The sequence below is a fragment of the Streptomyces sp. NPDC023527 genome (assembly GCF_055560115.1).
On sequence record NZ_JBVHJJ010000006.1, the window covers coordinates 434,273 to 454,886 of the forward strand.

20 protein-coding genes and 1 rRNA gene are annotated in these 20,614 nt (G+C 71.1%); 11 read left to right on the top strand and 10 right to left on the bottom strand.

All coding sequences use genetic code 11. The features are described 5' to 3' along the window. The first annotated feature begins 226 nt into the window (after positions 1-226). Entirely contained in the window at positions 227-604 is a 378-nt protein-coding gene (locus ACZ303_RS15225; RefSeq protein WP_467338985.1) for a metal-sensitive transcriptional regulator, read from the top strand. 235 nt (positions 605-839) lie between these two features. Here the strand turns inward: ACZ303_RS15225 and ACZ303_RS15230 are convergent, their stop codons facing one another. Both ACZ303_RS15230 and ACZ303_RS15235 read right to left on the bottom strand, forming a co-directional pair. Then, positions 840-1,019, bottom strand: a complete 180-nt coding sequence (locus ACZ303_RS15230; RefSeq protein WP_467338987.1) for a hypothetical protein — start codon at positions 1,017-1,019, stop codon at positions 840-842. A 112-nt stretch (positions 1,020-1,131) separates the two neighbouring features. Next, the gene (locus ACZ303_RS15235; protein ID WP_467338989.1) at positions 1,132-2,058 is read right to left on the bottom strand and encodes an SCO4651 family lipoprotein; all 927 of its coding nucleotides are present in this window, start codon (positions 2,056-2,058) and stop codon (positions 1,132-1,134) included. Positions 2,059-2,147: 89 nt separating this feature from the next. On the opposite strand from ACZ303_RS15235, the gene ACZ303_RS15240 reads away from it, so the two are divergent. Both ACZ303_RS15240 and ACZ303_RS15245 read left to right on the top strand, forming a co-directional pair. After that, positions 2,148-2,348, top strand: a complete 201-nt coding sequence (locus tag ACZ303_RS15240; RefSeq protein WP_467338991.1) for a hypothetical protein — start codon at positions 2,148-2,150, stop codon at positions 2,346-2,348. 187 nt (positions 2,349-2,535) lie between these two features. Further along, positions 2,536-4,113, top strand: coding sequence for an FAD-binding oxidoreductase (locus ACZ303_RS15245; protein WP_467339053.1), 1,578 nt, complete (start codon positions 2,536-2,538; stop codon positions 4,111-4,113). A 49-nt stretch (positions 4,114-4,162) separates the two neighbouring features. Here the strand turns inward: ACZ303_RS15245 and ACZ303_RS15250 are convergent, their stop codons facing one another. Both ACZ303_RS15250 and ACZ303_RS15255 read right to left on the bottom strand, forming a co-directional pair. Continuing rightward, a complete protein-coding gene (locus ACZ303_RS15250) occupies positions 4,163-4,888 on the bottom strand; it encodes a phosphatase PAP2 family protein (protein WP_467338993.1) in 726 nt (241 codons plus the stop codon). A 194-nt stretch (positions 4,889-5,082) separates the two neighbouring features. Next, positions 5,083-6,087 (bottom strand): C40 family peptidase, encoded by a 1,005-nt coding sequence (locus ACZ303_RS15255; protein WP_467338995.1) that lies wholly within the window; start codon positions 6,085-6,087, stop codon positions 5,083-5,085. A gap of 156 nt (positions 6,088-6,243) precedes the next feature. Between ACZ303_RS15255 and ACZ303_RS15260 the strand changes: the two genes are divergently transcribed. After that, positions 6,244-6,447, top strand: coding sequence for a DUF397 domain-containing protein (locus tag ACZ303_RS15260; protein WP_467338997.1), 204 nt, complete (start codon positions 6,244-6,246; stop codon positions 6,445-6,447). A 187-nt stretch (positions 6,448-6,634) separates the two neighbouring features. Here ACZ303_RS15260 and ACZ303_RS15265 read toward each other — a convergent pair whose 3' ends face one another. Next, the gene (locus ACZ303_RS15265; protein WP_467338999.1) at positions 6,635-7,987 is read right to left on the bottom strand and encodes a serine/threonine-protein kinase; all 1,353 of its coding nucleotides are present in this window, start codon (positions 7,985-7,987) and stop codon (positions 6,635-6,637) included. A 349-nt stretch (positions 7,988-8,336) separates the two neighbouring features. Here ACZ303_RS15265 and ACZ303_RS15270 point away from each other — a divergent pair, with 349 nt between their 5' ends. The 6 genes from ACZ303_RS15270 to ACZ303_RS15295 all read left to right on the top strand — a co-directional run bounded on the left by ACZ303_RS15270 (position 8,337) and on the right by ACZ303_RS15295 (position 15,585). Beyond that, complete coding sequence (locus ACZ303_RS15270; protein WP_467339001.1) at positions 8,337-8,645, top strand: hypothetical protein; 309 nt, start codon at positions 8,337-8,339, stop codon at positions 8,643-8,645. 252 nt (positions 8,646-8,897) lie between these two features. Beyond that, positions 8,898-9,779, top strand: a complete 882-nt coding sequence (locus ACZ303_RS15275) for a DUF8175 domain-containg protein (RefSeq protein WP_467339055.1) — start codon at positions 8,898-8,900, stop codon at positions 9,777-9,779. Next, positions 9,769-11,109, top strand: coding sequence for a hypothetical protein (locus ACZ303_RS15280; protein ID WP_467339003.1), 1,341 nt, complete (start codon positions 9,769-9,771; stop codon positions 11,107-11,109). Before ACZ303_RS15275 ends, ACZ303_RS15280 begins: the two co-directional genes overlap by 11 nt. Before the next feature lie 2 nt (positions 11,110-11,111). After that, positions 11,112-12,665, top strand: a complete 1,554-nt coding sequence (locus ACZ303_RS15285) for an SCO6880 family protein (protein ID WP_467339057.1) — start codon at positions 11,112-11,114, stop codon at positions 12,663-12,665. 11 nt (positions 12,666-12,676) lie between these two features. After that, positions 12,677-14,110, top strand: coding sequence for an ATP-binding protein (locus ACZ303_RS15290; RefSeq protein WP_467339006.1), 1,434 nt, complete (start codon positions 12,677-12,679; stop codon positions 14,108-14,110). 2 nt (positions 14,111-14,112) lie between these two features. Next, positions 14,113-15,585 carry a P-loop NTPase family protein gene (locus ACZ303_RS15295; RefSeq protein ID WP_467339008.1) on the top strand — a complete coding sequence of 491 codons (1,473 nt, stop codon included), beginning with the start codon at positions 14,113-14,115 and terminating at the stop codon, positions 15,583-15,585. Between the two features lie 45 nt (positions 15,586-15,630). Here the strand turns inward: ACZ303_RS15295 and ACZ303_RS15300 are convergent, their stop codons facing one another. From ACZ303_RS15300 to ACZ303_RS15315, 4 genes are all read right to left on the bottom strand, one after another. Beyond that, a complete protein-coding gene (locus ACZ303_RS15300; protein WP_467339010.1) occupies positions 15,631-16,821 on the bottom strand; it encodes a serine hydrolase domain-containing protein in 1,191 nt (396 codons plus the stop codon). Positions 16,822-16,952: 131 nt separating this feature from the next. Continuing rightward, a complete protein-coding gene (locus ACZ303_RS15305; RefSeq protein WP_467339012.1) occupies positions 16,953-17,633 on the bottom strand; it encodes a response regulator in 681 nt (226 codons plus the stop codon). Next, a complete protein-coding gene (locus ACZ303_RS15310; protein ID WP_467339014.1) occupies positions 17,630-18,808 on the bottom strand; it encodes a sensor histidine kinase in 1,179 nt (392 codons plus the stop codon). Before ACZ303_RS15310 ends, ACZ303_RS15305 begins: the two co-directional genes overlap by 4 nt. Then, the gene (locus ACZ303_RS15315; protein ID WP_467339016.1) at positions 18,808-19,365 is read right to left on the bottom strand and encodes a GNAT family N-acetyltransferase; all 558 of its coding nucleotides are present in this window, start codon (positions 19,363-19,365) and stop codon (positions 18,808-18,810) included. The genes ACZ303_RS15310 and ACZ303_RS15315 overlap by 1 nt, the downstream gene beginning before the upstream one ends. A 110-nt stretch (positions 19,366-19,475) precedes the next feature. On the opposite strand from ACZ303_RS15315, the gene ACZ303_RS15320 reads away from it, so the two are divergent. Next, positions 19,476-20,447 carry a hydroxyacid dehydrogenase gene (locus ACZ303_RS15320; RefSeq protein WP_467339059.1) on the top strand — a complete coding sequence of 324 codons (972 nt, stop codon included), beginning with the start codon at positions 19,476-19,478 and terminating at the stop codon, positions 20,445-20,447. Between the two features lie 74 nt (positions 20,448-20,521). On the opposite strand, the gene rrf is transcribed toward ACZ303_RS15320, so the two are convergent. Beyond that, positions 20,522-20,614, bottom strand: a 5S ribosomal RNA gene (gene rrf / locus ACZ303_RS15325); the annotation flags it as partial.

Genomic DNA, 20,614 nt, shown 5'->3' on the forward strand with positions numbered 1-20,614 from the left:
ATGCTAGGCGCATCATCCGGCCACAGCTAACTGGCATTCCCTCAGTGTCGCCCATCGGGCAGAGTGCTCACCGAGCCAGGTACCGCGTCCGGCCGGGAAATTCTGTACCATATACCCGTCGGGGGTATGCGAGTGGGGTATACGCAACCTATACGACCACAGTGAGGAAACCCCCGGGCCCGCGGACCCCCGCCGGGGCCGCGTCGGGACGACGGAGGACGACGCCATGACCACGGAAGCCGCAGTGCCGGGCACCGCCGAGCCGGCCGGGACCTCCTGCCACACCGCCGCCGGGCCCGAGGTCGCCGCGGGCCCGCAAGGTCCGCACGGCTACAGCCTGCAGAAGGACCAGCACCTCAAGCGCCTGCGCCGGATCGAGGGCCAGATCCGCGGCCTCCAGCGCATGGTCGAGGAGGACGTCTACTGCATCGACATACTCACCCAGGTCTCCGCGAGCACGAAGGCCCTCCAGTCCTTCGCCCTCCAGCTCCTGCAGGAACACCTGCGGCACTGCGTCGCGGACGCGGCGCTCAAGGGCGGCGACGAGATCGACGCGAAGGTCGCGGAGGCGAGCGCGGCGATCGCGCGGCTGCTGCGCACGTAGTGCCCTCCGGCCGGGGGTGACGACGGCGGGTGGGGGCCGGCGGCCCGGGTCGCGGCCGTGGGCTACGGGCGTGTCCCCCGCCACGGCGGCGAACCGCCACGTCGGACCGGCCCGGCGGCGCCTGACCGCCACGAGCCGCCGAACGCCCCGAGGCCGCCGGGAGCGCCTTGAGCCCGCCGAGCGCCCCGGCCGCGCCGAACCCTCCCGGCCGAGCCGAGTCGAACCGCTCCGGTCGTCAGCCCCCGTCCGGATCCGAGGATCCCCCAGGGACGACCCTCAGCACCTCGTCGATGCGGTCCGGGCTCAGCCGTTCCTCGTCCGCGCTCGACGCGGCGATCATCAAATCGCCGTAGAGATCGATCTCGATGAGGGCCACGGGATCCGGCCCGCCGGACGAACCGCGTCGCGAAACCACGTGATTCACCTCCTCGGGTCTTTCGTTTCCTCGGCTTACAGCGTAGTGATCGGTACACATGGCGCGCATGGCACAGAAGGACCATTTCCATGGCCAACTACGCCCTGCCGCGCTATTTCCGCGGCGAACCGACCGTCCCTGCATAGATATCGGCTGGTGCGGGAAGCGCGACGTCGACGGGGACGCCGAAATCGTAGAGTTCGACGGTCGAGACCACGGTCATCGAAGGCGGTGGCGCGATGGAAGCCGCCCGTCCGCTTTCCTCCACGCTGAACCGGTGGCGTAGCCGCCGCGGCCGCCCCTGATCGTCGAGGTAGGCGTCGAACGCCACCGTTCCACCGGAGAACCCTTTCGCCGCCACGGCCAGCGGCGCACGGTCCCGCTCCGGCGCGGCGCGGGCGGCCCGGCCGAGGTCGATCGTCCCCCAGTAGTGCCGCACGCGGACTCCGCCTACCCGCTCGTCCCGCATATATGTCACCTCACGCGCGCCACCGAGCAGTTCGGCGGCCGCGAGCGGATCCGTGGCGCCACTCGTGAGGAGATTTCCGTCGGCGAGAGAGGCCGTGGCGAGCCGCACCCATTTATCGGCCGGTACGCCGGCTCCGCGATTCTTCATAAAGAGCTCGCCCGGCGTGAAGACCTCGGTGATCGGACGATGTTCGGCGGCCCCGGCGGCATCCTCCGGCACCAGCACCGTCAGCTTCCCGGCCGGCCGCGCGAAGTCGTAAGCCCCGGCGCCGTTGATGGTGAGCCGGGTGCCGCCGCTGACCGTCTCCATGGACGTGCGGACCCTCGCCCCGCCCGCGTCGGCGAGCACCCGCGCGGCCCTGCGGACGGCGTCGCGCGCCGGGCCCGGGTCGGTCGCGTCGCGCGCCGGGCGGGCCTGGCTGCTCAGGCTCCGCAGATCGTCGCGCAGCTCGGCGCCGCCGGGGACCGGAACCCGCGTGCCGCAGCCGGAGACCAGCATGCCGAGGGCGAGGCCGCTCGCCACCAGGTGGCCGACGACCGCGCCTCTGAACCCCTGCCGCCGCACCACCATGCCTGTCAGCCCCCTGCCGCCGCGCTGTGGAACCCGTAACGGTCAACGACCGCGCCGGTGCCGCCGTCACGGCCCGGTAGCGTGGTCCCGTGTCCGATCCAGCAACCGCGGGCCGCCCCGCGGCACACTCGACCAGCACCAGCGAGACCGGTTCCTTCTGCGCCGCCCGCTGTACCTGCGGCTGGCGCGGCCCGGCCCGCCGCGCCCGCTCCCTCGCCCGCGAGGACGCCGCCACGCATGTCGCGGACCCAGGTGAGGGAACCCCGTGGCTGGGTACGCCATCTGTCTAGACGCCGAGCGACGACAAGCGCGCGGCGAACAGTGGCAATGGGGTGGCGAAGCGGTATGGCCAGGGGCGGACGCGTGGGCAGGACCACGGACAAGATCACGTACGAGAACACGGACGGAACCACGGGCGGGCCCGGGAAGGATGCGGGCCGGGGTTCCGGCGCGGACCGGATATCGCGCGGGGGCGGCCTGGACCGACGGCACCTCCTTGCGGCCGGTACGGGCCTGGCCGCCGCCGGCGTGTGGGCCGCGGCGTGCGGCGACAGCGTCGGCCAGACGCCCGCGCCCGGCTCCACGAGCCGGATGGCCACCGCCGGCCGCACCGTCGCGTCCCGCACCAAGGCGGGTGCCGCCGACTGGTCCGCCCTCGGCAAGGGCCTCTCCGGCGGCCTCATACGCCCCGGTGACACCGACTACTCCACGGCCCGCCTGCTCTACAACACCCGCTTCGACGGGCTGCGCCCGGCCGGCATCGTCTATGTGGCCAACGCCCAGGACGTCGCCGAGTGCCTCGCCTTCGCCCGCCGCCACACCACGCGCGTCTCCATACGCAACGGCGGCCACAGCTACGCGGGCTGGTCCAGCGGCGCCGACCGCCTCGTCATCGACGTCTCCCGGCTCAAGTCCGTGCGGACGTCCTCCGCCACCGGCGCCGTCATCGGCGCGGGCGCCAAGCTCATCGACGTCTGCACCGGGCTGGACGCGCGGGGCGTGACGATCCCGGCCGGCTCCTGCCCCACTGTCGGCGTCTCCGGCCTCACCCTCGGCGGCGGACATGGCGTCATGTCCCGTGCGTACGGGCTGACCTGCGACAACCTCACCGGCGCCACGGTCGTCACGGCGGACGGCCGGACCCTCGACTGCGACGCCTCCCGGCACGCGGACCTCTTCTGGGCGCTGCGCGGCGCGGGCAACGGCAACTTCGGCGTGGTGACCGAGCTCCGCTTCCGCACCCACAAGGCGCACGAAGGCGTCACCGGCTACGTCTCCTGGCCGTGGTCCAAGGCCGCCGACGTCCTGCGCGCATGGCAGGAGTGGGGCCCGGGCCAACCGGACGAGATCTGGTCCGCGTGCGACCTGTCGACAGCGGCGGGCGGCACCCCGCGCGTCTCCGTCGCGGCGTACTCCCTGGGCACGTACGGCGATCTGGAGAACGCCCTCGACCGGCTCGTCGCGAAGGTCGGCGGCGCCTCGAACGGGATACGGCTGCGGCGCCGCTCCAACCTCGACACGGTGCGCGCCTACGCGGGCTGCGGCGACAAGTCGACGGCGGAGTGCCACCTGCCCGGCGGGACGCCCGGCCGCGACTCCTCCGGCGCGCTGCAGCGGGAGACGTACGCGGCGCGCTCCGACTTCTACGACCGGTCGCTGAACGCCGCGGGCATTCGCGCCATGACCGATCAGGTGGAACGTTTCAGCAAGAAGGGTGGCAGCGGTGGCGGCTCGATCCAGCTGACGGCGCTCGGCGGCGCGGTCAACCGCGTCCAGCCCCTGGCGACCGCCTTCGTCCACCGCCGCTCACGCTTCCTCGCCCAGTACCTGACCTCCTGGGCGGCGGGCGGCTCCGGCACTACACAGGTCTCCTGGCTGGACGGCACCCACGCGGCCCTGCGCCGCTACGCCTCGGGCGCCGCCTACCAGAACTACGCGGACGCGGGCCTGAAGGACTGGCGCAAGGCGTACTACGGCGACGCGGCGGGCCGGCTGGCCAAGCTCAAGGGGCAGTACGACCCGGAGCGCCTCTTCGACTTTCCGCAGGCGCTGTAGCCCTCACCCCTTGAGGACCGCGGGAGCGGGGCCCTGGGCAGTGGAGCCCTTACGCCGCCAGGTCGTTGTCCCGGTGCAGCGGCTGCTCCGGGAGGCCCCGCCCCGCGGACCCGGCCGCCACCACGGGGGTGATCGCCCTGTGCGACCGTACGAGCCAGGCGGCCCGCGTGCCGGCGACCCGGCGGGCCAGCGGGGTGAGCAGCATCATCGCCAGGGGCGCCAGCAGCAGGGTGACGGCGGTGCCGAGGGCCAGACCGCCGACGACGTCCGTCGGGTAGTGCACGCCCATATAGACCCGGCAGAAGCCTTCGAGGAAGGCGAGGCCGATTCCGATCAGCCCGTACTTGCGGTTGGCGATGAAGAGGCCCACGCCGAGCGCCATGGTCAGCGTCGCGTGATCGCTGACGAAGGAGTAGTCGGTCTTGCCCTTGACCAGGACTTCCAGCCCGGAGTGATCGAGGAAGGGACGGGGTCGCTTGACGAAGCCTCGGATGGGGATGTTGACCAGGAGCGCGATCCCCGCGGCGAGCGGCGCCCAGAGCAGCGCGGCGACGCCCGCCAGGGCGTCCTCGCGCTTCCGCACGCTCCACCAGGCACACAGCATGAGCACGCCCAGCCCGAACACGATTCCGTACTCGCCGATGAACTCCATCGTGCGATCGAGCCAGTTGGGGGCCGCCTTGGCGAGGCCGTTGATGTCGTACAACACACTGGTGTCGGGGTTCGAACCGCTTGCGGCCGTCGACATGGGGTGCCCCACCGCGAGTCCAGGCATGTGTCGTGGCCCCTTATCTGTCGCCTGTCACTACGTCCAGCTACCGACCCCCGTGGTCCGTGCGCCCCGTCTTACGACGCTGCTTGCCCACTTCCATGGAACGCGCCACTCCGGCCGGGCGTTCCACTCTCCACCCAATGATCACCAGGACGTTATCGAAGGGTGACCCATCGTCGCAGCCCGGGGTCGGGTGGCTAGGCGGCCTTGCCGTTGGACAACGCTTTCGCGCCGTCCTGAGTCACCCGGGTGGCCCCGATGTAGTCCGGCGTGTCGATTTTGTCGAACCGGATCACGGCCCCCGTGTACGGCGCGTTGATCATGTATCCACCGCCCACGTACAGCCCCACGTGATGGATGCTCCGCGGGTCCTTCAGGTCATAGGCGAAGAACACCAGGTCCCCGGGGAGCAGCTCGTCCCGCTTGGGGTGTGCGCCGGCGTTCCACTGGTCATTGGCCACGCGCGGCAGCTCGATCCCCACCGACTCGTAAGCGGCCTTCGTCAGCCCCGAGCAGTCGAAGCGGCCCCGGTCCTCGGCCGTGCCGTCGCCGCCCCACAGATACGGCGTGCCGAGCTTCTCCTGCGCGTAATAGATCGCGGCGGCCGCCTGCTGCGAGGGCGCCACGCGCCCGACGGGTCGCGCGAAGCTCTTCTCCAGCGTGCGGATGGCCTTCACATAGCCCTTGGTCTCGTTGTACGGCGGGATTCCCCGGTACTGAATGACCGCGTACGAACCGGCGTTGTACGACGCCAGCATGTTGTCCGAAAGGTCTCCGGGGACGTCCTTGACATATTTCGAGAGCTCGCAGTCGTAGACGGCCGCCGAGGGAATCGCGTCCTGGGGATCCCAGATGTCGCGCTTCCCGTCCTTGTTGGCGTCGATGGCATGCGTCTCCCAGGTGCCGGGGATGAACTGCGCTATCCCGCGCGCGTCCGCCGGGCTCACGGCCTTGGGGTTCCAGGCGCTCTCCGAATAGATCTGCGCGGCGAGCAGCGCGGGGTTCAGCGCGGGACAGAGATTGCCCCACTCCTGTACGAGCTGCTGATACTGCGCCGGCACCGCGCCCTTCGCCAGGCCGACCGACTTCCCGCCCCCGCCAATGAGGTTGGAGGCGGCCGAGTACACCCCGACGACGAGCAGCCCGATGAAACACAGGCACATCGCGATTCCGACACCCACGCCCACCCAGAGCTTCCGCACCCCGCAATCCTCCCCCAGGAGCCCGCCGCTTACCCACGTTTCGCCGTCCTCCGCCGACGCGTCAGCCTACGATCACCTCCCGTGTCCGTCCGCCCCGCCGCTCCTCTATCGTGGGCGCCGCCATCCGGCACCGCGCACATCCCATGAGGGGGGACCGTGACCGAGCTCAACTGGATTCCGGCGACCGAGGGCGACGAGACCGAATACCTGGAGGTCGCCTTCGGGGACGACGGCAATGTCTACATCCGGGAGAACCACAAGCCGGACGAGATCGTCGTGACGACCGAGGCCAAATGGGACGCGTTCGTCCTGGGCGTCAAGGCGGGCGAGTTCGACCACTTCGTGGAGGGGATCGACTAGGGCGGCAGCGCCCTCGATCGCCGGAGGGTCTGGGCTTCCGCTCCGGCCGCGCGACAGGTGCGGGCCCGGGCCCTGGCAACCCGATCCAGCCCGTCTGGGGGCACCTCCCAGCGGTAGCCGGGGGAGATTGAGGACCGGGGTCTGGGGCGGAGCCCCAGGAGACGGCGGGGCGGCGTATGGCCGCCGCTCAGCCGTCGTCCTCGTCGCGGTCGTGCTTGTCGCCCTTGTCGGCCTTCTTCTTCGGCTTCGCCCGCTCCGACCGCGACGGAGTCGAAGACGCCTCCGCCGCCGGGACCACCCGCGGTGCCTCCGGCTCCGTCTCGGGGTTCCGGCCCGGCCGGCTCATCCCATGGTCGCTCGACTCCGACGGCTGCGCCTCGGGCCGCTTCGACCCCGCACCGCCGTCCGACCCGAACACCGACGCCCCGATCAGCGCCGCCGCCACGAACGCCACCACTCCGGCCGCCGCGCTGGCCAGGACCCGCGGGCTGCGTATGCCCCTTCCCTTGCCACCACTGCCACCACCGATGCCGCCCTTCCGCCGCGTCGCCGAGTGGCGTACGGGCGTGGGCGCCGGACCCGGCACGGCCGCCGGGGCCGGGGGCGGCACGGGCCGCCGCGAAGGCGCGGGTAGCGGCGGGGCCGCCGACGCGGGCGTGGGCAACGGCGAGACCACAGGGGCACGCACCGGTGCCGGCATGGGCATGGGGGCCGGCGTCGCCCGCGGCGCCTCCCTCGGGCCCGGTCCCGCGAACCACTCCGCGACCTCCTGCGCCGACGGCCGCTCCTCCGGCTGCTTGGCCAGCATCCGCAGCAGGCAGCCCTCGAAGGCGGGCGAGAGGTCCGGCCGGTGCCGGCGCGGCGGCTCCGGTGGAGCGTCGACATGGAGATAGAGCAGCGCGGTCGGACTGTCCGCCCAGAAGGGCGGCCGGCCGACCAGGAGCTGGTAGAGCACGCACCCCAGGGCGTAGACGTCGGAGGCGGGGCCCGCCATCCGGCCGAGGGCCCGCTCCGGGGCGAGGTAGGTGCTCGTGCCGACGATCTGGCCGACCCGGGTCAGCGCGGCCGAGGTCTCGTCGACGAAGCGGGCGATCCCGAAGTCGCCGATCTTCAGCGTGCCGTCGGAGTCCAGCATCAGATTGCCGGGCTTGACGTCCCGGTGGACCACTCCCTGCCGGTGCGCGGCGGCCAGGCCGGACGCCGCCTGCGCGGCGATGGAGGCGACGCGCTCCGGGTCGAGACTGCCGTGCGCGGACAACTCCTGCGCCAGGCTGGGGCCCCGGACCAGCTCCATGACCAGATAGAAACGCCCGTCCCAGGCCCCGAAGTCGTACACCCCGACCACCTGAGGGTGATTCAGCCGGGCGGCCGTCTGGGCCTCCAGCCTGAACCGGCTCGCGGCGGACTCGTCGCCGTCGTCGCCCAGCAGCAGCTTCACCGCGACCTGACGGCCCAGCACCTCGTCCTGAGCCTGCCAGACTTCGCCCATGCCACCGCGGCCGAGCAGCTCTTCCAGCCGGTACCGATCGGCAACCAGCACCCGTACCACCCTTGATCTCGGCGCCCCCGATGCCCCCGATGCAACCCGGGCGGCGCAGGCCCCAGCGTACCGACCGAACACATTGTCGTTTGAACATCCCCGCGTCCCCCAACTCGGCCGACATTGCTCGCCGTCCACCCGCGTGATACACAGAGTCACCGTAGTACTCCCCACTGACAACGCTTCGCGTCGCAGGTCAGAGCGGTGGCCACCATCACGCGTACGGGTTCCGCCAAAAAATGACGCCAAGTCGACATGCGAGAGCGGCATCGTCGGCGAAGATAGGTCCCGACCTTTGTCGTGCGGCAAGGGGCGGCACAACTACCCATCAAGGGGCGGTGAGTTAAAAATGTTTCTGGCAGCTGGAAAAGGCGACATCAACACCATCATTGGCGGAATCGCCCCTAACTGGGGGCCGTTCGGCAACCTCGGCCAGGAAGCTCGCATCATGGTCGAGGTCGTCATGGCCGTGGCCATCCTCCTCTGCCTGGCCATCGCGATCTGGGGCGCGGCCAAGCAGCGCATCGGCGCGACGGCCCTGCGCGACACGTTCAGCGCGGAGCAGGGCAAGGGGCTGATCGTCGCCGGGCTCACCGGCGTCTTCATCATCGGCTCGCTGGGCACCCTGTTCACCATCGTCTACGGCATGGCCGTCTGACACCACGGCCGCCTGTCGGCCGTTCCGGACCGGCCACCCCCTCTGCCCGATCGACCGCCGATCCTCCGCACCGCCCGTCCCGCCGCGCATCGACCCGCGCAGACCCTCTCGTCCCCGAGTCCCCCCGCACCGAGGCTGCCACCTGATGCCCCCTCACACCCCCTCGTACTCCTCCCCCGGGATCGCCCTCCCGCCGCTACCGTCATATGCGGGAGCCACAGCGGCGACGACGTATGAGGGGACGTGCGCGCGATGAGCCTCGGCGACGACGGCTACGGCAACGGCCAGGACTCCGGCCGTACGGGCGGTGACTACGGCGACGACCGCCACCTGACGCGCACGCGCCTGCCGGAGGGCGAGGGCGACCCCTACGGCCCACAGCGCCGGGGCGGGCGCGGCGGGGGGCGTACGGGCAGGCGCAGCCGCAATCTGATGACAGTCGTCGGGGTCGTGGTGCTCCTCATCGCGGCCATCGCGTTCGCCAACAGAGGCGGCGGGGACGCAACGTCGGAGGACTCCGACAAGGACGGCGGCGGGGTGAACGCGCAGCCGACCACTCCCTCCGGCACGAAGCCCGTGGCCGGGAAGACCGGAGGCATCGCTTCCGGGTTCGCCCACAGCGAGCAGGGGGCGCAGTCGGCGGCGGCGAACTTCGCGGTGGCGCTGGGCGGGGACGGGATGTTCAAGGCGGACAGCCGGCGCCAGATAGTCGACGCCGTGTACGCGCCCGACGCGGCCGCCGCCCGCCGGGGCGATCTCGACAAGGTCTACTCCGACCCGGAGTTCCTCAAGAAGATCGGACTCGACGCCAACGGCAACGCCCCCAAGGACATGACCTTCGTGTCCCGCACGAACCCTGTGGGCACCAAGTTGGTCAAGTACGAGGGCGATACGGCGAGTGTGTCCGTCTGGTACTCGTCACTGTTCGGCCTCGCGGGAGAGAAGTCCACCAACCCGGTCGCCGAGAGCTGGTTCACCAATACCTTCGAGCTGAAGTGGACGGGTGACTGGAAGATCACCGGCTTCACCCAGAAGGACGGCCCCGCCCCGGTCGGCCGTGATCAGGTCGCCGCCTCGGCCAAGGACATGTCGGACGCTGTGCAAGGGTTCGGAGGGTTCACCTATGCCCGTTAGTCGTCGCGCCCTTACGGTCACCGCCGCCCTGGCATCCGCACAGGCCACGGCCGTCGTGCTGGCGACCAAGGCTCTCGCCGCCCCGACTCCGACGCCCACCCCGACCCCGACGCCGGGCGCCAGCAGCAGCCCGGGAACCGGCGTGCCCACGACCGGCGCCAACGCCTGCGACCTCATTCGCGGCCCCGCCAGGGAGTACTGCACAGGCGGTGGCGAAAAGGGCATCACCAAGACCCCTACCGACCCCCAAACCGCCCTGGACCCCCTCGCCTCCCTGGCGAAAGGCTGTGCCGACGCCGCGTCCTGGATCATCAAGAAGCTCTCCGAAGCCGTCCACGCCACCGGCAATGTCGACTTCACCAACGCCACCTTCCTCCGCCAGTACGCCGTCGTCTTCGCCGCCTCCACCATCCTCACCCTCGTGCTCTGGCTGCTGGCCGTCGCCAAGCGGGCGGTCCGCGGGGTGCCGTTCACCGAGGCGTTCACCGAGGCCGTCGGGTTCCTGTGGCTGACCGTCCTCGCGTCCGCCTTCACGCCGCTGATCCTCTACACACTCGTATCGGCCACCGACGCCGTCACGGAAGTGATCTCCGTCGGCACGAACGCGAACAACGACGCGTTCTTCGGCGGCTTCTCCGAAGCCCTCAAGAAGGGCGACGGCATCGGCGGCGGCCCGATCATGCTGATCGTGGTGTCCCTCGTCTCCGTGCTCGCCGCCGGCGTGCTCTGGCTGGAGCTCGTCATCCGGGCCGCCCTGCTGTACGTCGGGGCGCTGCTCGGCACCGCCGTCTACTCGGGCCTGGTCGACAAGAACATGTGGGGGCACGTACGCCGCTGGGCGGGGATCATGATCGCGGTGATCCTGGTGAAGCCGATCATCATCGTGGTGCTGGGCCTGGCCGGGGCGCTGTCATCCGACAAGGGGCCGAACTCGTTCTCCGCGGTCGTGTCCGGCCTCGCCATCATCATTCTTGCCATCTTCGCCAGTGCGATGATCTACCGATTCGTTCCCGGCTTCGGCGACGAGATCGTCAGCACCCGCGGCGCGAGCAAGGACGCGGCGTCCCGCCAGGCCGCCGCCGTGATCTCCTCGCCCGCCGCCCTGGTCAAGCAGGGCATCACCACCCACAGCGCCCGCGGCTCCGGCGGCAACGGCGGCGGCCAGCAGGCACGGCCCGCCAACTCCGTCTCCGGTGGCGTCGCCGCCCACAGCACCCGCGCCCCCGCCCGCCGCCCGGAATCGAACGGCGGCGGCAACGGCAGCGCCCCCTCCGTCCCCGGGCCACGCGCACAGAACCGCAGCAATACGCCAGGAGGTGAGCGGAGTTGACGATGCAGGCCCAGTCCCAGCCGATCGCGGCCCGCCGTACGTATCTGATCGGCCGCGCCCGTCCCAACGCGGTCGTCGGCAAGAACCGGGAGACCGGCGAGATCGCCCTGATCATCGCGGGTGCCTTCCTCGGCATGATGTGCGGCCTCCTGGTGCCGATCCTCCCCTTGCGGATCCTGACGCTCACCGGCTTCCCGGTGCTGGCGCTGGCGGCGGTGTACGTCCCGTACAAGCACCGCACGTTCTACAAATGGTTTGAGATCAACCGTTCGTACAAGCGCACCCTGCGCCGGGGCACCACCTACCGTTCGGCCGCCGCCGAGGCCGGTACGCGCCTGGACGGGCGGGAGATCGAGGTGGGGCCGCCGCCGGGGATCGGCCGGATCAGCTGGCTGGCGGCGCCGTTCGGGCCGGACGAGATCGCGGTGCTGCTGCACGCCGACCGTCGTACGGTCACCGCGGCGATCGAGATCGAGGGCCCGGGCGTGGGTCTGCGCGACTCGGAGGACCAGGAGGCGCTGGTCGACCGTTTCGGCACGCTGCTCAAGCATGTGGCCAACGGCGACGGGTATGTGACGCGGCTGCAGATACTGGCCCGTACGCTGCCCGCCGACCCCGACGCGCACGCCAAGGACGTCGAGCGGCGAGGTGACGAGAAGTCGCCGAAGTGGCTCAAGGACTCGTACGACCAGCTGCAGTCGATGGTGTCGACCTCCTCCGAGCAGCACCGCGCGTATCTCGTCGCCTGCATGCACTACTCCCGTGAGCTGGCCGCCGAGGCGCAGGCCATCGCCCGCGCCTCGCGGCACGAGGGCGGCAGCCGGCGGCTGGACCGCGACGGCGGGCTGGCCGTCGTCATGGCCCGCGAGCTCACCGACATCTGCGCCCGGCTCGCCGAGGCCGACATCCGGGTGCGCCAGCCGCTCGGGCAGGGCCGGCTGGCGTCGCTGGTGCACTCCATGTACGACCCGGACCACCCCATCGACCACATCCAGGCCATGACCCAGCGCAACGCCTGGCCGGCCGAGCTGGACGCCATGGAGCCCACCTTCCTCCAGGCCAAGACGCGCGAGTCGTCAACGCGCGCGCCTTGGTGTCACGCCACCGCGTGGGTGAAGGAATGGCCGATGACGCCCGTCGGGGTCAACTTCCTCGCCCCGCTGCTCGTCCACACCCCGGACGTGATCCGGACGGTCGCCGTCTGCATGGACCTCGAACCGACCGATGTGGCCATCGAGCGGATGCTGACGGAGAAGACGAACGACGACGCGGACGCCTCCCGCGCCGCCAAGATGAACCGCGTCGTCGACCCGCGCGACGTCGCCCACCACAGCCGCGTCGACCAGCGCGGCGAGGACCTCGCCAGCGGTGCGGCGGGCGTCAACCTCGTCGGGTACATCACGGTGTCCTCGCGCTCGCCGGAGGCGCTCGCGCGCGACAAGCGGACCATAAGAGCCTCGGCCGGCAAGAGCTATCTCAAGCTGGAGTGGTGCGACCGCGAGCACCACCGGGCCTTCGTCAACACGCTGCCGTTCGCGACCGGCATCCGACGATAGGGGCAACCGCCGTGCTCGACCCGCTCGCCACCGTGACCGAGGCCTTCACCAGCTTCCTCTTCGGAAAGGTGGAGACCACCCGGCTGCCCGTGCGCACCTCCACCGGTCAGGCCCAGGCCGTCTACCTCCCGACCGCGGCCCCCGGCCTCGGCGACTCCGGCGTGATCATCGGCCGTGAGGTGTACTCCGGCAAGGGGTACATCTACGACCCCTTCCAGCTGTACGGACAGCAGCTGCCCGCCCCGCACTGGCTCGTCCTCGGTGAGTCCGGCAACGGCAAGTCGGCGCTGGAGAAGACCTATGTGCTGCGCCAGCTGCGGTTCCGCGACCGCCAGGTCGTCGTCCTCGACGCACAGGGCGAGGACGGCGTCGGCGAGTGGAACCTCATCGCGCGACAGCTGGGGATAATGCCCATCCGCCTCGACCCGACGTCCGCCCTCAACGGCGGCATCCGCCTCAATCCACTGGACCCCTCGATCACGACGACCGGGCAGCTCGCCCTGCTGCGCACGATCATCGAGGTGGCCATGGGCCGCGGCCTGGACGAGCGGTCGGGCTTCGCGCTCAAGGTGGCGCACGCGTACGTCAACGAGACCATCACCGATCGTCAACCCGTGCTGACGGACATCGTCGAGCAACTGCGCCACCCTGAAGCCGAGTCCGCCGAGTCGATGAATGTCGACATAGACGATGTACGGGCGTGGGGCCTGGACGTCGCGCTGGTGCTGGACCGACTGGTCGACGGTGACCTGCGCGGGATGTTCGACGGGCCGACGTCCGCCGGGATCGACCTCGACTCCCCGCTGATCGTCTTCGACCTCTCCCACATCGACCGCAACTCCATCGCCATGCCCATCCTCATGGCGATCGTCGGTGTCTGGCTGGAGCACACCTGGATCCGTCCGGACCGAAAAAAACGGATCTTCCTGGTCGAAGAGGCGTGGCACATCATCAACTCCCCCTTCGTCGCACAGCTCTTCCAGCGCCTGCTGAAGTTCGGACGCCGGCTGGGTCTGTCGTTCGTCGCGGTGGTCCACCACCTGTCCGACGTGGTCGACGGCGCGGCGGCACGGGAGGCGGCCGCGATCCTCAAAATGGCCTCGACCCGGACCATCTACGCCCAGAAGGCCGACGAGGCCCGGGCCACCGGCCGGGTGCTCGGCCTGCCGCGCTGGGCCGTGGAGATCATCCCCACGCTGACGCCCGGCATCGCCGTCTGGGACGTCAACGGCAATGTGCAGGTCGTGAAGCACCTGATCACCGAGGCCGAGCGGCCGCTGGTCTACACCGACCGCGCCATGACCGAGGACGGTGACGACCTGGCCCGCGACGACCTCGCCCGCGACCTCGCGGCGGAGGCGGCGGCCGCCGACCGCGCGACCGCGGCGATGGAGGCGCGGCTCGCCGACGAGGCGTACGGCTCCTCCGAACCGACGGTGGCCTGACCATGGCCGGTCCTGGGACCGCGCCCGGCCGCCAGCCCGAACGTGGCATTCCGGATGGCCTGCTGGTCGGCGTGATCGCGTTACTGCTGGGGCTGACATTCCTGCTGTGGGCGACGACCGGCCTGGCGGCCCTCCTCGCCCACGGCACCTGGCCGGAGGGCATCACCCTCGCCCGTACGCCCTTGGCCCTGCGCCACCTGCTGACGCGGCCGAGCGACCTGCCCGCGGCCTGGCCGGACACCCCGGACGACGCGCTCTCGGGGTACGGGCTCTTCTGGGGGCTGCTCATCGGCGAGCTGCTGGTGCTGATCGTGCTCGGGGTGTTCGTGCTCGGCACGGTGGCCCGCTGGCGGGCGGTACGGGCCCGACACCGGGCGGGGGTCCGGGCAGCGGCGGTGGAGGAGGAACCAGCGGCCACGCGGACGGCTCCGGAGACGGCCGTGGAGGCCGCCGGTACGACCACGCCGGCCCCCATACCCCCGCAGCCCACCGCCCCCCGGCCCACCGAGCACCTCCCCGCCGAGGCCCCCACCTCCTCCGCCACCCCGCGCGTCCTCTACGGCGCGGACCGCCGCGAAGCCGCCACCCGGCTGATCCTCGAAGCGGCCGGCCCGCTCCTCGTCACCACCACCGACCCCGCGCTCTGGGCCGGCACCAAGGACGCGCGTGCCAAGCTCGGCCCCGTCCATGTCTTCGACCCGGGCCACCTCCTCGACACCCCGGCCCGGCTCCGCTGGTCCCCCATCACCGGCTGCGAGGCCCGCGACAGCGCCGCCGCGCGGGCGGTCGCGCTGCTCGCTCCCGTGCGCCCCCTGAGCGCACTCGACTCGGCCACCGCCGACACCGCCGAGACCCTGCTGCGCTGCTGGCTGCACGCCGCCGCCGTGGACGGCCGTCCGTTCCGCCAGATAGTGCGCTGGGCGCAAGGGAGTTCGGCCCATGAGCCCGTACGGATCCTCCGTACGCACCCCAAGGCGGCGGGCGGCGCGGCGGGCGAACTGGAGTCCGCGCTCACCGGCCATCCGGAACGTAAGGAAATGGCACAGGAGTTGACCGTACGTGCGCTGAACTCCCTTTCTTCCGTCCATATTCGTGATGCGTGCAATCCAAATCGAGCCGATTCGCTCGCATGGGAATCATTCATCGCCGAGGGGGGAACGCTGTACGTGCTGGGTGAGGCGATTGAGGATCCCCGGGCCCGTCCGGGTGCGATGCCGCTGTTGACCGCACTCGTCGCAAGCGTGGTCGAGCTCGGCCGGGGCATGGCCGGACGGTCATCCTCCGGTCGGCTCGACCCACCACTGACCCTCGTCCTGGACGACGTCGCCGCCGTAGCCCCACTGCCCGCCCTGCCGGACCTGCTCACGGACGGCGAGGACCAGGGCCTGCCGACATACGCCCTGATGCGCTCCAAGGAACAGGCCCGCGCCCGCTGGCCCCACCGCACGTTGGTGGGACCGTCAGGGAGGGCATGACCGGGACCGTGACCGGACCGCCAGGGAGCGCATCACGCGCCCGGCTCACTGCCCGAAGGCCGCCTTGATGATCTCCCCCGCGGTCGGGTTGCCCTGCTCGCCCTTGGCATCTGTGGCATTGACGGAATACACGAGCGTGCGGGAGAGGTCGCGCGTGGCTCCGAAGCCGTTGACGTAGCCGTAGCGGCCACCGCTCTTGCCCCAGACGACCGTGTCGCCGAGCTCGATACGGGTCAGCCCGCTGGTGTAGGCGGCCTTCTCGGGTTTCGCGGGCTTGCCGGTCTTCCCAGCCTTCCCGGCCGGCCGGTACACAGGTACGTCCGGGACGGTGAACATCAGCTCCAGCTCGGGCTTCGGTACGACGTGGCCGCGGAAGAGCGCGGATGCGAAACGCTCCAGGTCGGCGGTGGTGGTGACGAGGTCGCCCGACGCCCAGGTCATGGACTGGTTCCAGTCGGTAACGTCGAGCAACTGGCCCTTGTACAGCTGATAGCCGTGTGTGTGCCGCCCCCGGATGGTGGCGGAGTCGCCGGGGCTGTAGGTGTCCTTCAACCCCGCGCGGTCGATGACCCGCTCCCGCACCTCGCGCTCGTACGCATGGCCGGTGACCTTCTCGATGAGCAGACCCAGCACGTTGTAGCCGATGTTGGAGTACTCCTGCTGTGTCCCCGGTGCGAACTTCATCGGCTTGGTGAAGGCGCGCCGGACCAGCTCCCGGTGGTCCCAAGTGGTGAAGCGCTCCTTCAGGTCGGCTTCGAGGGAGGAGTCGGCACTCGGCAGACCGCTGGTGTAGTTCAGCAGCTGGCCGACCGTGATGTCCGGGTAATGGGCGGGCAGCAGCCCGGGAAGGTAGTGCTGGACCGTCCCGTCGAGGGACAGCTTGCGCTCGTGGACGAGCTGGAGGGCGGTCGCGGCCGTGAACGCTTTGGTGATGCTGCCGGCCCGGAACCGCTCGTCGCCCTTGGGCGCCCGATGGGTACGGAGGTCGGCCTCGCCTGATGTACCCACCCAGTGGCCGTCCTTGTCGGACAGGCGGACCTGGGCGGCGGTCGAGTCGGCGCTCGGCAGCCCGGCGATCGCCCGGCGCACGGCCTCGGCGTTCGCCGGCTCCTGTCGCTCGGACTGTCGCTCCGCCCGGTGGGCGGCGGGCGGGCCGGCGGCCGTGGCGGGTACGGCCACCCCGGCGCCCACGGCGGCGGCGACGGCTATGGCCACGGCGATTGTCCTACGGTGCACGGGAACTCCCCCAGTCGGTCGGTCGAGTTCCATCCTCGTGATCCGCGCCGCCCGGCGGATCGCCGACGCGAGGGGTATCCGAGCCCCTCGATATCCCTCGTACGAGGGAGGACGGCTCCTCCGGGACGCCCTCAGCCCTGAGAGCTGCGAGCCCCGGGCGCGATCAGTCCCGTCTCGTACGCGCAGATGACCGCCTGGATCCGGTCGCGCAGCCCCAGCTTCGACAGCACGTTGCTCACATGCGTCTTGACCGTGTGCTCGCTGACCACCAGCTCGTTGGCGATCTCGGCGTTCGACAGGCCCCGGCCCAGCAGGACGAGCGTCTCCCGCTCGCGCCCGGTGAGCGCCTCCAGCCGTGCGAGCCGGCTGTCCACCGCCTCCGGTGACGCCCCACGGCTTGTGAAGTCGGCGACCAGTCGACGGGCCACTGAGGGCGCCAGCAGCGAGTCACCGGCGACCACGACCCGTACGGCGTGCACCAGGTCGTCACGGCGCACGTCCTTCAGGAGGAAGCCGCTCGCGCCGGCGTGCAGCGCCTCGTACACATAGTCGTCCTGGTCGAAGGTGGTGAGCATGATGACCTTGCAGTCCGTCTCCGCGCTCACCACGCGGGCCGCCTCGATGCCGTCCATGACCGGCATGCGGATGTCGAGCAGCACCACGTCGGGCGCGTGCTTCCGCGCCGCCTCCACCGCCTCGGCGCCGTTCCCGGCCTCCGCCACGACCTCGATGTCCGGCTGGGCGGCCAGGATCATCGCGAAGCCGCCGCGCACCAGCTCCTGGTCGTCGGCCACCACCACACGGATCGTCAATTCCCCACCTCCGCCGGTGAGGAGACCACGACCGGCAGGTCCAGCGCAACGCGGTACCCGCGCCCTCCCGGCAGCGGCTCGCAGACCGCCGTACCGCCATGGGCCGCCGCGCGCTCGCGGATGCCGATGAGGCCCTTGCCGCTTCCCAGGCCGGAGGGCTTGGGGGTCCCCGCCCCGTCGTCGGTCACCGTGACGGTCAGCCGGTCCCGTGCCCATACGAGGCGTACGGCCGCCGACCGGGCGTCGGCGTGCTTGATGACGTTCGTCAGGGCCTCCTGCACCACGCGGTAGACCGCCACCTGCGCGTCCGCGGCGAGCGGCCGCGCCTCGCCCTCCGCCCTCAGCTCCACGTCCAGGCCCGTGCGCCGCACCTCGCCGACCAGGCCGTCCAGCCCGGCGAGTGTCGGCTGCGGACCACGGTCGCCCTCCGAGTCGTCCTTGAGCACCCCGAGCATCCGCCGCAGCTGCACCATCGCGTCCCGGCCCGCGCCCGCTATAGCGTCGAACGCGCACTCCGCGCGGTCGGGGTCGGACCGGACGACCAGCGGGCCGGCCTCCGCCTGGACGATCATCAGGCTGACAGCGTGCGAGAGGATGTCGTGCATCTCCCGGGCGATCCGGGCCCGTTCGCGCTCCGCCGCCCGCTCGGCCTCCATCGCCCGTGTCCGCTCCAGCTCCGCCGCTCGCGCCTCCACAGCCTCGGTGTACGCCTGCCGGGTGCGGGCTAGCACCCCCAGCACGTACACCATGGTGAAGAGGAAGAAGGAGAAGAGGTACTCGCGCGCGGTATTGGTACGGAGCGCGACGGCGAACGCGACGAGCGGGAGGCCGATGCCGATCGTGACCCGCCGCTGCCACAGCCCCGCCCCGTAGGCGACCGAGAAGATCGCGACCATCGGGCTGTAGGGCATCGGCTGCCCCGGCCCGTCCATCGGCAGATACGCGAACCCCGCCACCGTGATCGCGCACAACGAGGCGAAGGGCGCACGCCCGCGCCACAGCAGCGGCAGCACGGACAGCGTCGTCATCCCGTAGAAGAACCAGGTGGCGGGTGGCACGTCGGCCCCGCGCGGGACGACGAAGGGGATGGTCACCGCCGCCTGCACGACAGCGGTGATCAGGGCGTCGACGGTCCGCGGCCCGGCCGCGCGGAGTCGGTGGAGGAGACCTGTCATCAGAGGCCGGGGCGGGTGAGTGCCATCTCGTGTTCGACGGCCGACGGGTCGGCCTCCAAGGGCAGCGTCTCACCGGTCGGCTCGAAGCCGAGCTTGCGGTAGAACGCCCGGGCCCGGTCGTTCTTCTCGTGCACGTAGAGGCGTACACGGCCGACGCGAGGTTCGGACAGGGACCAGGAGTGGTCGATCGCGGCGCGGAAGAGTGCCTCGGTGAGGCCGGTACCCCGGTGTTCGGGGCGGACGTAGACACCGGTGAGGTGCGTCTGGGGGACGGTCGCCGTCGCACCGAAGACGTTCTCCACGCCGGGCAGTTCCAAGCGGACGGTCACCGTCCCCGCCCACGCGCCGTCGGGCCCCTCGGCGATGAAGGTGAGAGCGCTGACGCCCTCGGAGGTGGTTCGCGCCCGTTCCCGCCAGTACGTGTCGGAGCGGGCGACCGCGGCTTCGTAGGTGTCGAGGAAGGCGATCGGCGCCGCGGGATCCCGCAGCCCGGCCAGCCGCAACTCCTTGACCTGCTCCCACTCGTCGGGACGTATGGGCCTGATGATGTGCTCCATCCGCTGATCGTCACCCTCGGCTCAGGGCCTGGGCAATGTGTTTTCCCTCTCGGCGGTACGGGCATGGGCAGCGCGTGAGCGCGGTACGGCCGATGGTCGTGGCGGTGGCGATGGGGGCGGACGAGGCCGCGGCGGTCCTCCCCCCGGATCTGCGCGCCCGCCTCGCCGCACTCACCACTCCGGTTCCGGGCACGCTCACCGGCGCACTCACGACGCCGGAGGCGCGCGCGGCTCTGGCGCGCGCCGAAATTCTCCTCACCGGGTGGGGCTGCCCGCCGCTGACGGATGAGGTGCTGGGCAGCGCCCCTCGGCTACGCGCCGTGGTCCACGCCGCCGGGTCGGTCAGGCACCTGGTGACGGCGGGCGTGTGGGAGCGGGGCATCGTCGTCTCCTCGGCCGCGGATGCCAACTCCGGCCCGGTGGCGGATTACACCCTCGCCGCCGTCACCTTCGCGGCGAAGAGGGCGTTCGTCACGGCGGCTGCCTACGAGTCCGGCTGGCCCGCCTTCCGTGACCGGCAGGGGAGCGATGGCCGCACTGTCGGTGTCATCGGGGCCTCCCGGATCGGGCGCCGCGTCATCTCCGGGCTGCGGGCGGCCGATGCCGGCTATCGGGTCCTCCTGTACGACCCGTACGTCCCGCCTTCCGACGCGGCCCGGCTGGGGGCCGAGGTCGTCGGGCTCGCCGATCTCTGCGGGGCGTCCGACATCGTCACCGTGCACGCCCCCCGGACGCCGGAGACACACCATCTTCTCGATGCCCGGCGCCTCGCCCTCATTCCCGACGGCGGCACGGTCATCAATACGGCGCGGGGCTCTCTCGTCGATACGGACGCTCTCATCCGGGAATGCGTCGGCGGCCGCCTGGACGCGGTCCTCGATGTCACGGACCCGGAGCCGCTGCCCGCCGGGCACCCGCTGTTGCGTATGCCGAATGTGCTGGTGACGCCGCATATCGCGGGTGCGCAGGGCAGCGAGGCGCGTCGGCTGGGCGCGTATGCGGTGGAGGAGATCGCGCGGTTGGCGAGCGGTGTGCCACTGGCGGGGCGGGTGCGGAGGGAAGAGCTGGACCGGCTGGCGTAAGAAATAAAGGGGTCCGGAAATGCAGAAAGCCCCGGTGGGAACCGAAGTTCCCACCGGGGCTTTCTATAAAATTTGTTCGGCGGCGTCCTACTCTCCCACACGGTCCCCCATGCAGTACCATCGGCGCTGAAAGGCTTAGCTTCCGGGTTCGGAATGTAACCGGGCGT

Bases quoted from the DNA above. Each gene is read 5' to 3' on its own strand.
- ACZ303_RS15285 (WP_467339057.1), top strand. From the start codon at position 11,112: ATGCAGGCCCAGTCCCAGCCGATCGCGGCCCGCCGTACGTATCTGATC.
- ACZ303_RS15275 (WP_467339055.1), top strand. From the start codon at position 8,898: ATGAGCCTCGGCGACGACGGCTACGGCAACGGCCAGGACTCCGGCCGT.
- ACZ303_RS15250 (WP_467338993.1), bottom strand. From the start codon at position 4,888: ATGCCTGGACTCGCGGTGGGGCACCCCATGTCGACGGCCGCAAGCGGT.
- ACZ303_RS15320 (WP_467339059.1), top strand. From the start codon at position 19,476: ATGGGGGCGGACGAGGCCGCGGCGGTCCTCCCCCCGGATCTGCGCGCC.
- ACZ303_RS15235 (WP_467338989.1), bottom strand. From the start codon at position 2,058: ATGGTGGTGCGGCGGCAGGGGTTCAGAGGCGCGGTCGTCGGCCACCTG.
- ACZ303_RS15315 (WP_467339016.1), bottom strand. From the start codon at position 19,365: ATGGAGCACATCATCAGGCCCATACGTCCCGACGAGTGGGAGCAGGTC.
- ACZ303_RS15280 (WP_467339003.1), top strand. From the start codon at position 9,769: ATGCCCGTTAGTCGTCGCGCCCTTACGGTCACCGCCGCCCTGGCATCC.
- ACZ303_RS15270 (WP_467339001.1), top strand. From the start codon at position 8,337: ATGTTTCTGGCAGCTGGAAAAGGCGACATCAACACCATCATTGGCGGA.
- ACZ303_RS15225 (WP_467338985.1), top strand. From the start codon at position 227: ATGACCACGGAAGCCGCAGTGCCGGGCACCGCCGAGCCGGCCGGGACC.
- ACZ303_RS15295 (WP_467339008.1), top strand. From the start codon at position 14,113: ATGGCCGGTCCTGGGACCGCGCCCGGCCGCCAGCCCGAACGTGGCATT.
- ACZ303_RS15310 (WP_467339014.1), bottom strand. From the start codon at position 18,808: ATGACAGGTCTCCTCCACCGACTCCGCGCGGCCGGGCCGCGGACCGTC.